The following is a 14,834-nucleotide window of genomic DNA, read 5'->3' as shown; positions in this document are numbered from 1 at the left end:
TCGATCAACCTAATACTATTCTGTCAAAAAGCAGATTGCAATATTTATAATATAAATAGTATTAGTCTTAAAAGTAGTATTAATATAATATTATTTGGAAGATATTGAAGTTATGATAGTTTCTGTAACTGAGTTTCTTCTTTAAATAAGTTTAAAAATTAGACGCCGAATAACCGACAGGTAAACCCATGAATCAAAATGTACTCGTTAAAATAATAGCTATGAGCTTAACGCTTCTCCTTTCACTCTCAGTACTAGCAGATCTGAAAAAAGAAAATATAAATGAAGAAAATACTAAGAACTTAGTAACTGACGACATGGCTAAAAATACAATTAATAGAAAGGGCATACCGAGTAAGCATAAAGATTACGATCAAAATCAGAATCAAAAATTTAACCCTTTATTTGACCTAGGTGCTTGGCATGGCTTCCTATTGCCTGATAATGAAAGTGCTTATGGCGCGTTTACGGGGCCGATGATTATTGCGCAAGAATATAGTTTGTATATTGCCGATAAATTGGAGAAGCTTTCTATTGTTGATAAAAACACCCATAAAATTTTTAACTTTTCTAAAGCAGAGAAACAAGTTTATTCAATGCCAGGAGAGCTAATACAACAATATCAATTTGACTCACTCATGGTGCGATTCAACCTGCGCTACATTAGTAATAGAACAGCATTAATAAAAACGGAAATAATTAATTTATCACCTAAAAATATAAGTCTAACGCTAAATTGGCAAGGTGCATTGTTATCACAGTGGGATGCTAAGTCTACGGTTGAACAAGCCCTGCCCAACTGGACTCGTACTTTATCTAGTAATGCTTCGGGCATTGTCATAAATTTTGGCAAGGTGCGCAAAACTTGGGATATATTAACCAGTGAAAGTTCACAATATCAAATTACCCGTTCAATCCCTGCAATAAGTAAAGTAGAGCAAGACCGCCTTTCGTATTCAAGCGATAGTGATATCGAAATAGCACCTAAAAGCGCCTTCAACCTATTTACAACACAAAGTTATTTTCATCACACCGATGAAGCAATAAAAGAGCAAGCATTTATTACATCGGTATTAAAGACCCCGGAGCTTTACTTCGAAAAATCTAAATCAAGATGGCACTCATACTTGGCAAAGGGGTTATTGCCAGAAAATGATAATAAAGAACAAACGTTAATTGCGATTAAAGCGATTGAAACACTGACAGGAAATTGGCGCAGCGCGGCAGGTGATTTATTGCACGATAGCGTAACACCTTCGGTCACTGCAAGATGGTTTAATGGCGCGTGGGCATGGGATAGTTGGAAACATGCTTATGCTATGGCTCGCTTTAATCCAAGCACAGCAAAAGATAATATTAGGGCAATGTTCGACTATCAAATTACAGCCGATGACGAGATAAGACCTCAAGATCAAGGTATGGTTATTGATGCAGTATTTTACAATAAAGATACGCCTCGAGGTGGTTACGGCGGTAATTGGAATGAGCGTAATAGCAAGCCACCTCTAGCCAGTTGGGCGGTTTGGCAAGTTTATCTAACCACTAAAGATGTAGACTTTATTAAAGAAATGTTCCCTAAACTGCAACGTTATCATCAATGGTGGTATCGAAATCGCGATCATAATCAGAATGGGCTTGTTGAATATGGTGCAACTAAGCATAGATTTCATAATGACGACAATGGAAATATTAGCTTTAAAGTTAAGTATGTAAAGTTACCGACAGAAGACAAAATTAATTTAAAGCAATGTAAAACAGAAGAGCAATACTGGTATCACTGCTCTGGAATGGCATTATACCAACAAGTCATTGAACGAGCCGATTATGATGATATTGATATTGGTGCTCAGCATGGTGCGGCGTGGGAATCAGGTATGGATAATGCAGCCAGATTTGGCTTTATTAATCCTGAGCAGTTAAGTATTTACGCCAAGCTACATTATCAAGGTAATATTGAACAAGCGCGTAAAGATTGGCAAGTGATGTTTTATGAAAATAGAGATGAAACAGGTGAATTATTAGGTTTCTCTATCAACCAAGAGTCAGTTGAATTAAATACTTATTTAGCCCACGAAAAAACACTTTTATCTAAAATGGCTGCTCTACTGAAACTATCAAAAATTTCATCTGATTATAAACGTTCAGCGACAGAACTAGCCAACAGAGTTAATCAATGCTTTTTCGATGAAGAAAGTGGTTTTTATTATGATAGAAAAATTGTCAATACTGACAAAAGCTTAACCAATACCTGTACTGGTGAACTATTGACCATGCGAGGTCGAGGTCCAGAAGGTTGGAGTCCTTTATGGGCAAATATAGCGGATAAAGATAAAGCGTCACGCGTTAAAGACATTATGCTTAATAAAAAGGAGTTTAATACTAAAGTGCCTTTAGGTACCGCTGCTCTGTCCAACCCAGCTTACGATGCCAATATTTATTGGCGTGGACGTGTTTGGCTTGACCAAGTTTATTTCGGTTTAATCGCTTTAAATAATTATGGCTACCATAATGATGCTAAAAGCCTAGCAAACAAGCTACTGCAAAATTCCGAAGGGATGAAAGAACATAAAGCGATCAGAGAAAATTACAATCCTGAGACTGGTGAGGTTCAAGGTGCGAGTAATTTTAGTTGGAGTGCTGCTCATTTGTTGATGCTTTACCATGAATTTTTAACCAATAAACATGTCTCTGATTAAACTTTAAGCAAGTAAAAAACTTTTAGCTTAATACTTATAGCTTCGTTAAGTTTCATGAGTGCTATGACCAACTCACGAGTTATAGGTCGACTCCAGTCAGAGAAAGCGCCCTATATTTAAGGCCTAATATTTATCAAAATATTAGGCCTAATGGTAAAAGACAGAATATTTTTTAATTATTCAGGTTATGTTGCCGATTCAAATGAAGTTAATTTTTTGTGCAAGATTGTTTATTTCTATTTTTGAGAAAGACGTAATGACATAAAAAGCATCTTAATTTGCATTCCTAAACAAAGTAAATACAAGTGAAGTTTTAGGATATAGTAAAGCTTAAATCAGCTAAAAAAATATGTAGCCGCAATATTACTTATGAGAACAATGCAGGATTTCAATATATGTCTATCTACATAGAATAATACGCGTCGTTATCGAATTTAAAGTGCCTATGAGCTTTTTTATGATTGACACTAACTCTGTCCTCACGCACGCTTCACATCTTATCAACGAACCGTAAACTATTAGTGAGAATACATGCCTATTTCCCCCACTGTTAAGCAAGAACTGCAGGGTTATGCCTTAATGTTGGGTTCTATTCTTATTTTCTCATTACTGCCATACTACTTACAATTTTTAGCCCCTGTGGATGGTAATACCTTATTCGCTTTTCGTGTTTTATCACAAATAGGCTTTGGCTTTATATTTTTAGCTATGGCTCGAAAGTTTGCTGATCTTAAGGCTATTTTCTCACAGCCAAAAATTCTGTTATTGATGTGTATAACATCGCCTTTGATCGCATTGCAGTGGTGGATATTTTTTTGGGGTCCCGTGAATGGCGAAACTATTAATATTGCGATGGGCTATTTTTTATTGCCTATCACTATTAGCTTAACGGGACGTTTTTACTTTAAAGAAAGCATGAGTCCATTATTGTGGGCAGCTGTTGGTGCGGCCTTAATTGGCGTGTGCGTTGAACTATATACAAGCCATTCATTTTCTTGGGTTACCTTACTTATTTGCTTAGGTTATCCCCCTTATTTTATCTTACGCCGAAAAAGCCGAGTATCTACAATCAGTAACTTTGTTGCAGAGAACATTTTTATAGCGCCAGTTGCTTTATTTCTGCTGTATATTGCCAATCAACAGCAATTGCCCTTATTACCTTCATTAGATTGGGGAGTATTAATGATATTAGGCGCAGGATTTTTAGGAACCATTGCCGTGATTTTTTTTGTTTCCGCATCAACCCGTTTAAGATTTACGGTATTTGGCATGTTGAATTATGGCGAGCCCATATTAATGATGCTGGTCGCAATATTGCTATTAAATGAATTTATAAGTCCACAGCAACTGTGGAGCTATTCCTTCTTTGGCATCGCTGTGCTGTTAGTAATTAGCGAGAGCATACTGCGCATAACAATCAATAGGAAAATCGCATTTTAGTGCACCTACTGACCTTATAAAACCGCGGATAGTTACGCTAATACTAATATACCAAGTAGATTAATTTTAATAATGAATAAGTTAGTTCATACGCCGCCAAAAATAATTATATTGGCTATCTCGTAGATAATTGAGTTTTGCTTGTAAGTTATAATATTGACTAACCAGATAACCAATATTACCTAACTCTAGGCATCTAATTAGTTAATCAATTGCAGTATTATAAGTGAACATTCCTGACCATTGGTTATTATCAGCGACAATTAATTGTCATCGTGGCAATGATATTGGTTTGACTAAATAGCGATTAAAATAGCGATTAAAAAAAACGGCCCGCGTGATGCGAGCCGTATTAAAGATAAAACGATAACCAATCTAGATTTTACGGTCTCATTTCTTCTTGATCCGCGCCTTCTTTTTCAATCACTTCAGGAATTAAGTCTTCTTTCGAAATACCTAATGCTAAAGCCACTGAACTGGCAACGTAGACTGATGAGTAAGTACCAACAAAAACACCCAATAGTAATGCCGTAGCAAAACCATGAATCAGAGCGCCACCTTTAAAGAACAAGGCAGCAAGTACTAATAGTGTAGTAATTGAGGTAATAATGGTACGTGATAACGTTTGCGTAAGAGAGATGTTTATTACATCTTCTGGCGTTCCTACACGTATTTTTCTGAAGTTTTCTCGAATACGATCTGAGACAACTATCGTATCGTTTAGTGAGTAACCTATCACCGCCAGTATTGCCGCCAGTACCGTTAAGTCAAATTCCAACTGTAATACAGAGAATAGACCTAAGGTTAACAAAACGTCATGAAATAGCGCGATTACTGAACCTAAAGCAAAACGCCATTCAAAGCGAAACGCGACATAAACTAAAATACAGATAAGCGCAGTTAACATAGCTAAACCACCCTGTTCTGCTAACTCATCGCCGACGCTTGCGCCAACAAACTCGATACGACGCATATCAATGGTTTGCCCAGTACCAGCTTGTAAAACATCAAGTACTTGGTTGCCTAGCATTTCTGCTTTAACGTCTTCACGTGTTGCTAAACGGATCACCACATCACGGCTTGAACCATACAACTGAACAACAGCGTCATCAAAACCGTTTGAGTCCATAATAGCGCGAACTTTCGTCAAATCAGCCGATTGTTCAAAACCAACTTCGATTAAAGTACCACCGGTAAAATCTAATCCGAAGTTAAGTTTATTTGTTGCTAATGAAACAACCGAAGCTGCCATTAGTAAAAGACTAAATACCACCGCTACCTTGCGGTAGCGCATAAAGGCAACAGTCTCTTTTAATTGTAAAATTTGCATAATATTGAAGCCCTATATAGACAATTTATCGAGACGTTTACCACCCCAAACAGCGTTAACGATAGTACGAGTACCAATAACAGCCGTAAACATTGAAGTAATAATACCGATTGATAATGTGACAGCGAATCCTTTAATTGGACCGGTACCTACCGCGAACAAAATCAACGCAGCAATTAGCGTGGTAATGTTGGCATCAATAATGGTAGAAAATGCAGCGTCGTAACCTTGATGAATTGACTGTTGAATCGACTTACCTTCACGTATTTCTTCACGAATACGCTCAAAAATAAGTACGTTAGCATCAACCGCCATACCAACCGTTAACACGATACCTGCCATACCCGGTAAAGTTAATGTTGCGCCAGGGATCATCGACATTACACCAATAATCAAGACTAAGTTCGCGCCTAACGCTAAGTTTGCCACCACACCAAAGGCACGGTAATAAATCAACATAAATAAGAATACTAAACCAAAGCCCATCATGATGGCTTGGAAACCTAGTTGAACATTTTCAGCACCTAAAGTAGGACCAACAGTACGTTCTTCAACAATTTGAATAGGTGCTATCAAGGCACCGGCTCTTAGCAATAGCGCTAAATTATGCGCTTCAGCTTGGCTACCTGCACCCGTTATACGGAAGGTTTTACCTAAACGGGCTTGAATAGTGGCAACACTAATAACTTCTTCGACTTTTTCAAAAACAGTATTGCCTTCAGAGTCAACTCGGTCAGTAGGTTTATATTCTATAAAGACTGTTGCCATCGGCTTGCCAATACTGTTTTTGGTGCCGTTTGACATTTTACTACCGCCAGCAGAATCCAAAGTAATATTAACTTGTGGACGGCTATATTCGTCGAAGCTTGAACCCGCATCAACAATATGATCACCGGTTAACATAACGCGTTTTTTCAATAAAACAGGTTGGCCGTTACGCTCTTTTAACAACTGAGAACTGCCCGGTACGCGACCGTTAAGTGCAGCACCTAAGTCACCGTCAGTATCAACTAAACGAAACTCAATGGTAGCCGTAGCGTTTAAGATTTCTTTTGCTTTCGCGGTATCTTGCACACCCGGTAATTCGATAACAATGTGTTTTTGACCTTGGCGCTGTACCAGTGGTTCAGCAACACCTAATTCGTTTACACGGTTACGAATAATAGTAATGTTTTGTTGTAGGGCATATTCACGCGTTTCTTTTAATCTTTGTTCGGTCATTTTGGCCGATAAGGTTAAATTCGCTTCGTCGCTAACAAATATTAAATTCTGGTTTTGCTTTTCTAGAAAAGTTTCTGCATTCTCTAAATCTTCAAGATTACGAAATTGCACGGCAATAGCATCATCAACTTTTTTAACTGAACGATAGCGAATTTTTTCGCCACGTAAACCCGTTCTAAAATCGTCAACTAAACTTTCTTGTGCCTTAATAATGGCTTCTTTCATGTTCACTTCCATTAGGAAGCTCACTCCACCACTTAAATCTAAACCTAACTTCATTGGCGTACCGCCAACACTTGCTAGCCACGCTGGTGTGGCAGGCGTCAGGTTTAAGGCAACTGAATACTCATCACCGATACTTTCGTCAAGTAAATCACGTGCGCGTAATTGTTGTTCCGTGTCTCTAAATCGCGCCAATATCTGGCCGCCTTCCATCACGATACTCGCGTAGGAAATTTTCTTTTCATCTAAATGAGACTTAACTAGATCTAACGTCGCTGCGTTTGTTTCTATACCGCGCAAGCCAGAAATTTGTACAGCAGGATCTTCACCATAAAGGTTAGGAGACGCATACAAAGCACCAAAGGCTACTATAAATAGCACCATCAATGTCTTCCATAATGGATATTTGTTTAGCACAATATCACCCTATTTTCTTTTGAATCACGCTATATCACTTAAAGTAAGTGGATGCGCGAAAGTTTATTATAATTTTTTATTATCACTATTGTTTAACTATGCAAAAGTGCGCAATTGATAATGATCAATGCGCACTTTTAAAAAGCTATAGCAGCAAGGTTACTAAATCTCATTATAGAGATTTCATAGTACCTTTAGGTAATACAGCATTAATTGCGCCTTTTTGTACTGTTACTTCAGTACCTTCGGCAATGCTTACTACAATAAAATCTTTTTCATCAGAAACTTTAACAATTTTCCCAACAATGCCACCTTGTGTTAATACCTCGTCACCTTTTGATAATTCAGACATTAAATTTTTATGCTCTTTCACGCGCTTTGCTTGCGGACGATAAATCATAAAATAAAACACTAAACCAAATACCGCTAACATAATTAACATTGACATACCGTCTGCCCCTTGAGCGGGACCTGCAGCAGCGTGGGCTTGACTAATAAATAAACTCATAAATACCTCTTGTTATTTTTTCTGATTGATTTTATAAAATGGTGAAATTGAACCTGTTAACGTTTTACTCTGCTTCACTGCCAGCCAAAGGCGGGACAGGTAAATCACGTAGTGCATAAAAATCAGCAACAAACTCATCTAGTTTGCCTTGCTCTATGGCACCGCGCAATCCTTGCATTACACGTTGGTAAAAACGTAAATTATGCATGGTATTTAATTGCGAACCTAAAATTTCATTACATTTATCTAAATGATGTAAATAAGCACGCGAATAATTTTTACAAGTATAACAATCACATTCAGGATCTAATGGGCCAGTATCCGTTTTGTGACGTGCGTTTCTAATTTTAATAACACCATTAGTCACAAATAAATGACCGTTACGGGCGTTACGTGTTGGCATGACACAATCGAACATATCGATACCACGTCGTACACCTTCAACTAAGTCTTCAGGTTTGCCTACTCCCATAAGATATCGGGGTTTATTTTCCGGTATCAAGGGTGCGGTATGATCTAATATTCGAATCATATCTTCTTTTGGCTCACCTACCGATAAACCACCGATAGCATAGCCATCAAAGCCAATACTGGTTAAACCATTAACGGATACTTCACGTAAATCTTCATACATGCCGCCTTGTACAATACCAAACAGCGCGTTGAGATTGCCTTCATGAGCATCTTTTGAACGCTGTGCCCAACGTAATGAAAGCTCCATCGACACTTTAGATTCTTCATGACTGGCAGGATAAGGTGTACATTCATCAAATATCATTACGATATCTGAGCCTAAGCTATTCTGAACTTCCATTGAACGTTCAGGTGTTAGCATAATTTTTTCACCGTTTACAGGCGAGCTAAACTTAACACCTTCTTCGGTAATTTTGCGCATTTTACCTAAGCTAAATACTTGGAAGCCACCAGAGTCGGTTAGAATCGGCTTATCCCAATTCATAAAGCCATGTAAGCCACCATGTTGCTCAATAATTTCAGTGCCTGGGCGCAACATTAAGTGAAAGGTGTTGCCAAGCAGAATTTCTGCGCCAGTATCGGCAACTTCTTCTGTTTTCATGCCTTTTACTGTGCCGTAAGTACCCACTGGCATAAACGCAGGAGTTTCTACCGTACCACGATCAAATGTTAAACGACCACGACGAGCTTTACCGTCTTTGGTCAGTAACTCGAATTTCATCGGATTTTTTTCTGTTTTCTCTGTCATATTATATCCTTCGCCCACTAGCGAAACAGGCTAGCAGCTTTTTCGTTATAATGGCTAGAATTCTAGCCAACTATTGTTTTCTCTAGTCAGTATTTTTACTGGCCAGTATTTAAATCTTTTTTTGTCAATAACATCGCATCACCATAACTAAAGAAGCGATACTGCTGCGCGACTGCATGTTGATAGGCCGCCATAATGTTGTCATAACCGGCAAACGCACTGACTAACATCAGTAAGGTTGATTCCGATAAGTGAAAATTTGTAATTAAAGCATCAACAATTTTAAATTCATAACCTGGGGTGATAAAAATATCGGTATCACCGTAGAATTCACTAAAGCTTTTACCTTGTTCAGCAGCAATTTTAGCGGCACTTTCAAGTGAACGTACAGATGTAGTACCAACAGCAATAACTTTGCCGCCACTCGCTTTAGTTTGTTCAATTTGTGCCACAACACTCGGCGGCACTTCAACGTATTCAGCATGCATAATATGATCGGCAATTTCATCAACTTTTACCGGTTGAAATGTGCCAGCACCTACATGTAAAGTTACAAAAGCAAAATCGACGCCTTTGGCTTTAAGTTGTGCCATTAATTCATCATCAAAATGTAAACCTGCTGTTGGTGCTGCGACCGCACCAGGTTTTTCGTTATAAACCGTTTGATAACGTTCACGGTCACTGTCTTCATCAGGTCGGTCAATATAAGGGGGTAATGGCATATGGCCAACTTCATCTAATATTGATAACACCGATTGCTCGCCATGAAATTCAAGTTCAAACAAGGCGTCATGTCTTGCCACCATCGTGGCTTTAACTTTACCTTCAAGGACTATTTCACTACCGGGTTTCGGCGATTTACTGCAGCGAATGTGTGCTAGTACTCTATGTTCATCTAATAAACGTTCAACTAAAACCTCTAATTTACCGCCACTGGCTTTTTGACCAAACATACGAGCTGGAATAACTCGTGTATTGTTAAATACTAACAAGTCTCCCGCTTTAACATGGTCAATAATATCAGTAAATGTTTCATCTTTTCGCACACCATCATTACCATTTAGCGTCATTAAACGACTGGCAGAACGGTTAGCTTTTGGATATCGAGCGATAAGCTCTTCAGGTAATTCAAATGAAAAATCAGCAACGCGCATGGTAAATAAACTAGTTCAAAGATTAAAAAACGCGTAATTTTAGTGCTGCACGGCACGAATAGCAAGTATTAACTTGTATACCTACTCCACTTCAAGTTGCAAATTTCAGTAAGTTGAGAAAGGGTTAGAGAGCGGTTAGCGATTTAAGAGAGTAGCCATTATTATCGTATCGTGCCTTGATCAATTTCCAGCTTAACTCTGAAGCTCTATATTGAAGTGGTGAAGATATATAACTAAGCTTGGATTATGGCAGCAATATAGCTTAAGCGTTTAAGGCTATCACGTTAATAAATAGCGACTATAGTTTAAAAATAATCACCTAAAAGCTATATTTTGACGTATGCTGAAATCAAACAACACTTTAGTAGGTAAACTAATGAAAAATCTTGCATTCGCCATCGCCAAAACCATTATCAATGGTTTTGAACGACATATTTACCTTTATAGTGAAATAACACAAACGGCAAAACAACGCTTTGAACAACATCGCTGGAAAGACATTCAAGTCGCGGCTAAAGCACGTACAGACTTTTACGATCAACGCATAGAAGAAACATTAGCAACTATCAAGCAAGACTTTTGTATCACTGAACTCGATGATGAGCTTTGGCAGTATGTTAAAAATTGCTACATAGAACTACTGAGTAAGCACCCTCAGCCTGAGTTAGCTGAAAGCTTTTATAATTCAATATTTTGTCACTTATTCGCCCGCGAATATTATCATAATGCCTATATTTTTGTGCAATCGACCGCAACAAGATTAGACACATTGCCCACCCCGAAAATATTCACCAGTTATCACCCCGATGAACATGGGCTATTTAAAACCATTAGCCTAATCATGAAACGACATAAATTTTCAGTACCCTTTTCTCATTTGAAAAAAGACATCAATATCCTTATTTCGAAGTTTCGCCAACAAGCCGATAAAACACGCTATCCGTTATCAGATTTACAATTTGATATTTTAGATTCTGTTTTTTACCGTAATAAAGGTGCCTATGTTATTGGTCGTGTAATTTCCCCAGCCGGTGAAATTCCCTTTATTATTTCGCTATTAAATACTGAAAAAGACGGCTTATTTATTGATGCATTGATCACCAAGGGTGAACAAATGGCGGTAGTTTTTGGTTTTGCTCGTGCCTATTTCTTTGTTGATTGCCAGCACCCGCATGCCTTAGTCGACTTTCTCAATCGCTTAATTCCTCATAAAACCAGTGCTGATTTATATTCCGCTATTGGCTTTCACAAACAAGGAAAAACTCAGTTTTATCGTGATTTTTTAAATCACCTCGATAACAGTGATGACAAGCTTGTACTAGCGCCCGGTATTAAAGGCATGGTGATGTCTGTATTTATGCTGCCATCATACCCTTATGTTTTTAAAATCATTAAAGACAAGTTCTCCCCGAGTAAAAATATGACCAGAGCCGATGTTAAAGGTAAATACCGCTTAGTTAAATTGCATGACAGAGTGGGTAGAATGGCTGATACCATGGAGTACTCAGAAGTTGCCTTTCCTAAGCAGCGGTTTTCAACTGAATTACTCGAAGAACTCAATACCGTAGCTCCTTCATTACTGCGCTATGAAAATGATTTAGTGATCATTAAACATATGTACATTGAACGTAAAATGACGCCACTAAATTTATTCTTAGCAACAGCAAGTGACGAAGAAGTAGACGATGCAATGTACGGCTATGGTAAAGCCATTAAACAGCTTATTGCTGCGGATATTTTCCCAGGCGATATGTTGTTGAAAAATTTTGGTGTAACACGACATGGCCGGGTAATTTTTTATGATTACGATGAAATTACTTATATGAATGAAGTAAATTTTCGTATTAAACCTGAAGCGGTAACAGAAGAGCAAATTTACGCTGCTGAACCATGGTATTCAGTTGCACCTGGTGATGTATTTCCTGAAGAGATCGCCACATTTGCTTTAGCGAATAATCGATATCGACAAGCATTTTTACGACACCATGCTAATTTACTAGAAGCTAAATATTGGCAAGACTGTCAAACCAGTGTTGCTAAGGGCGTTTTTGCAGATGTTTACCCTTACCCTGAAAATACCCGTTTCTGTTATTGGAAAGCTGCCAGCACTGAACAAAAAAGCAACAACCCTTAAATTAATTGGGCAAATATCGACACATATGCTGTTTATTTAGGCGAACAGTCGTTTTTTTTAAATTTGCCCTTTACCTTTAGCTTGGCATCAGTATAATTCGAATCTGTTGCAGGGGTGTAGTTCCAATTGGTAGAACAGCGGTCTCCAAAACCGACGGTTGGGAGTTCGAATCTCTCCACCCCTGCCATTTTTTTTCGAGTATTAATTTAACCTACTTAATATTCTCTAGTATCTTCTTGTTTTCTTTTCCTTTTAAGCTTTTTACAAATTCTAGTTTTTCCTATTTGAAAATTCTGTCATGATAACCCTGACTTTAACTATAGCTAAAATGATATGAGCATTAACAAAAGACAATTTGATTTATTACAAGCCATGGGCATTACCGTTTGGCAAAGGCGGTCATTAACCAGCCGTAATTCATTGTCAGCTAATTCTCCTAAGACAGAAAACAGCACCGAGCAAAATAACGACACAACTCCTGCTGTTAACTCTCAATTATTATCAAAATCAAACCAAGACATAAGTCATGATGCTAGCCAAAAATCTGCACCCGACGAAAGTATTGCAATAAATCTAAACGCATTACTTAAACAGCAGTTATTCAAAGATATTCTAAGCTCTATAGGTGCAAGCAGTGCCGATTTATCTATTACTCATAATCAAATTGATCTTGGTATTATTAATTGGCAGTTTACCCAAAACAAAAATATTGAATTTAAGCATAACTGCTTAAAAACACCCGATTTAGAAACCCTTGCAAACTCGCCAGAATTAAAAAAATATTTATGGCAATCAATTGGACCTTTAAGCTCAACATGACACAAACAGTAAACACTACATTTACTCCTGTTAACCAGGATATCGTCGAACAACTGATGGTGATTGAACTAGCTTGTCATCCTCATCCGTGGAGTGAAAAAACTTTTCGCAGCTGTATTGATGGACGATATTTTGCTGAATACCTAACAATCGACAATATAATCGTTGGCTTTTATGTCGGTGAGCACGTAGCAGGTGAATCAACCTTGATGGATGTTTGTGTTGCACCTGAGCAACAAGGGAAAGGCTACGGTAAAGCATTATTATTACAGTTCTTCGAACAGTGTAAAAAACTTGAGACCAAAAGTATTTTCCTAGAAGTGCGAGCAAAAAACATCAGTGCACAAATGCTTTATATTAATCATGGTTTTACTGAAATATCACGCCGCACAGGTTATTACCCAAGTAATACTGGTTTTGGCTATGAAGACGCCATAGTGATGTCAAAAAAACTATAAAAATCCTGCAATGTATCGATAAAGACGAATATCACCGTAATATACTCTAAATACCGTTAAAATTAATCTACGACTTATTATTCTAATACTTATTAGTCAGCAATTACATGATGTTAGGCGAACTTTCCAAAATAAAAAGTTAACACACAGTAATCAACACTTAAATGATTCATTACTTAGCGCTATTCGTAAAATTATTTTTAGTGCTTTTAATAAAACAATTAATGGCCACATAATATCTAATAGCTGATGAATATATATTTACTAAACAGAACAAGTAAAATTATGGAGCACATATGAACAAAAAAAATTATCTTTTAGCCATTATGCCACTGGCTTTATCACTAACTGTTCAGGCAAAATCAACTCACTTGAACGCAATAAGCGACGAACTTGTCGCCACACAACGAACAGAGCTAGCCCAAAACACAAAAAATAAAGGTTTCGGTCCTCAATCGCCAAGAGATATCGATTCTGTAGCAGGAACCAACACCATTCATTTTGGCGCAGCCCCTGCTTACAACCACATGAATTTATGTAACATACATTTTCACAAGAATGCTGAACATAAAGGAGGTCAATTTACCAAGTATGCCGGCAATGGTGATGGTCACGGTTATCAAACGGGTTACTTATATTCAGGTGAATTAACCGCTCAACAACGTAAACCATTACCAAGTGCGGTATGTCCAAGCACGCATAATAGCTTACAATCAGGCGACACCATTGAAGTGCATTACGTCCACTCTTCAGCGCAAGTAAAACCTGGAGCTACGTTGGGTGCTTGTTTAAGTGAGTCAATTAAAAATCCACAGTTGCGAGTAGAAACTCAAGTCTATGTGCTCGTTAATGATGATAACGCGCTGAACTTTAATAAATTATCAGCTGTTAATGAAAACAATGGAAAATACCAAGTATTAAATATCCCTAAAAACACGGGTAAACCTGTTGTATATAGCGGTTCAACAACGGGTCCTAGCTATAACGAAGCGGGTTCACCACTTCAAGTCACCTGGAGTGTTCGACCTGAAGTGGCTAAGGTTAACATTGCTTCAGTTGCTAAATGGTGTGAAGGGAATGAGTTTAAAGAAGATCACGCCCACGGTGTTAGAAACCTAGTAACTAATCCTGAACTTCTTTCGCCAATCAAATAGTCAATATATCCTGCTCAGTAACAAAGTTATTTAGTAAAAAAAAACATTAAAAAAGCAAA

At 37.8% G+C, this 14,834-nt stretch carries 11 protein-coding genes and 1 tRNA gene; 7 read left to right on the top strand and 5 right to left on the bottom strand.

Features of this window, described 5'->3' with window-relative positions; translation table 11 throughout:
- The first annotated feature begins 188 nt into the window (after nt 1-188).
- Together ygjK and rarD are read left to right on the top strand one after the other, a co-directional pair.
- On the top strand, nt 189-2,696 hold the full coding sequence (ygjK, locus tag B5D82_RS14335) for an alpha-glucosidase (protein ID WP_094122812.1): 2,508 nt from the start codon (nt 189-191) through the stop codon (nt 2,694-2,696).
- 531 nt (nt 2,697-3,227) lie between these two features.
- On the top strand, nt 3,228-4,136 hold the full coding sequence (gene rarD / locus B5D82_RS14330; protein WP_081152464.1) for an EamA family transporter RarD: 909 nt from the start codon (nt 3,228-3,230) through the stop codon (nt 4,134-4,136).
- Between the two features lie 382 nt (nt 4,137-4,518).
- Here the strand turns inward: rarD and secF are convergent, their stop codons facing one another.
- The 5 genes from secF to queA all read right to left on the bottom strand — a co-directional run bounded on the left by secF (nt 4,519) and on the right by queA (nt 10,210).
- The gene (gene secF, locus B5D82_RS14325) at nt 4,519-5,466 is read right to left on the bottom strand and encodes a protein translocase subunit SecF (protein WP_081152462.1); all 948 of its coding nucleotides are present in this window, start codon (nt 5,464-5,466) and stop codon (nt 4,519-4,521) included.
- 12 nt (nt 5,467-5,478) lie between these two features.
- Nucleotides 5,479-7,326: a protein translocase subunit SecD gene (secD, locus tag B5D82_RS14320; protein WP_081152461.1), complete on the bottom strand. Its 1,848-nt coding sequence runs from the start codon at nt 7,324-7,326 to the stop codon at nt 5,479-5,481.
- Nucleotides 7,327-7,498: 172 nt separating this feature from the next.
- Nucleotides 7,499-7,834, bottom strand: a complete 336-nt coding sequence (gene yajC / locus B5D82_RS14315) for a preprotein translocase subunit YajC (protein WP_081152460.1) — start codon at nt 7,832-7,834, stop codon at nt 7,499-7,501.
- Nucleotides 7,835-7,898: 64 nt separating this feature from the next.
- Complete coding sequence (gene tgt, locus B5D82_RS14310; protein ID WP_081154525.1) at nt 7,899-9,029, bottom strand: tRNA guanosine(34) transglycosylase Tgt; 1,131 nt, start codon at nt 9,027-9,029, stop codon at nt 7,899-7,901.
- 122 nt (nt 9,030-9,151) lie between these two features.
- On the bottom strand, nt 9,152-10,210 hold the full coding sequence (gene queA / locus B5D82_RS14305) for a tRNA preQ1(34) S-adenosylmethionine ribosyltransferase-isomerase QueA (protein ID WP_081152459.1): 1,059 nt from the start codon (nt 10,208-10,210) through the stop codon (nt 9,152-9,154).
- Between the two features lie 376 nt (nt 10,211-10,586).
- Here queA and aceK point away from each other — a divergent pair, with 376 nt between their 5' ends.
- From aceK to B5D82_RS14280, 5 genes are all read left to right on the top strand, one after another.
- Nucleotides 10,587-12,344 (top strand): bifunctional isocitrate dehydrogenase kinase/phosphatase, encoded by a 1,758-nt coding sequence (gene aceK / locus B5D82_RS14300; protein WP_081152457.1) that lies wholly within the window; start codon nt 10,587-10,589, stop codon nt 12,342-12,344.
- A 110-nt stretch (nt 12,345-12,454) separates the two neighbouring features.
- Nucleotides 12,455-12,531: transfer RNA gene (locus B5D82_RS14295), tRNA-Trp, on the top strand.
- 146 nt (nt 12,532-12,677) lie between these two features.
- On the top strand, nt 12,678-13,163 hold the full coding sequence (locus B5D82_RS14290) for a DNA polymerase III subunit psi (RefSeq protein ID WP_081152456.1): 486 nt from the start codon (nt 12,678-12,680) through the stop codon (nt 13,161-13,163).
- A complete protein-coding gene (gene rimI / locus B5D82_RS14285) occupies nt 13,160-13,621 on the top strand; it encodes a ribosomal protein S18-alanine N-acetyltransferase (protein WP_094122810.1) in 462 nt (153 codons plus the stop codon). The genes B5D82_RS14290 and rimI overlap by 4 nt, the downstream gene beginning before the upstream one ends.
- A 296-nt stretch (nt 13,622-13,917) precedes the next feature.
- The gene (locus B5D82_RS14280; protein WP_081152453.1) at nt 13,918-14,775 is read left to right on the top strand and encodes a delta-class carbonic anhydrase; all 858 of its coding nucleotides are present in this window, start codon (nt 13,918-13,920) and stop codon (nt 14,773-14,775) included.
- Nucleotides 14,776-14,834: the final 59 nt, after the last annotated feature.

This window comes from Cognaticolwellia beringensis (assembly GCF_002076895.1).
Taxonomy (GTDB): Bacteria; Pseudomonadota; Gammaproteobacteria; order Enterobacterales; family Alteromonadaceae; genus Cognaticolwellia; species Cognaticolwellia beringensis.
The sequence above is the reverse complement of the archived record's forward strand: the minus strand, read 5'-3'. Positions and strand labels throughout refer to the sequence as shown.

Excerpts from the sequence above, each read along its gene's own strand:
- ygjK (WP_094122812.1), top strand. The coding sequence starts at position 189 with ATGAATCAAAATGTACTCGTTAAAATAATAGCTATGAGCTTAACGCTT.
- rimI (WP_094122810.1), top strand. The coding sequence starts at position 13,160 with ATGACACAAACAGTAAACACTACATTTACTCCTGTTAACCAGGATATC.
- tgt (WP_081154525.1), bottom strand. The coding sequence starts at position 9,029 with ATGAAATTCGAGTTACTGACCAAAGACGGTAAAGCTCGTCGTGGTCGT.
- B5D82_RS14280 (WP_081152453.1), top strand. The coding sequence starts at position 13,918 with ATGAACAAAAAAAATTATCTTTTAGCCATTATGCCACTGGCTTTATCA.
- aceK (WP_081152457.1), top strand. The coding sequence starts at position 10,587 with ATGAAAAATCTTGCATTCGCCATCGCCAAAACCATTATCAATGGTTTT.
- rarD (WP_081152464.1), top strand. The coding sequence starts at position 3,228 with ATGCCTATTTCCCCCACTGTTAAGCAAGAACTGCAGGGTTATGCCTTA.
- yajC (WP_081152460.1), bottom strand. The coding sequence starts at position 7,834 with ATGAGTTTATTTATTAGTCAAGCCCACGCTGCTGCAGGTCCCGCTCAA.
- queA (WP_081152459.1), bottom strand. The coding sequence starts at position 10,210 with ATGCGCGTTGCTGATTTTTCATTTGAATTACCTGAAGAGCTTATCGCT.
- B5D82_RS14290 (WP_081152456.1), top strand. The coding sequence starts at position 12,678 with ATGAGCATTAACAAAAGACAATTTGATTTATTACAAGCCATGGGCATT.
- secF (WP_081152462.1), bottom strand. The coding sequence starts at position 5,466 with ATGCAAATTTTACAATTAAAAGAGACTGTTGCCTTTATGCGCTACCGC.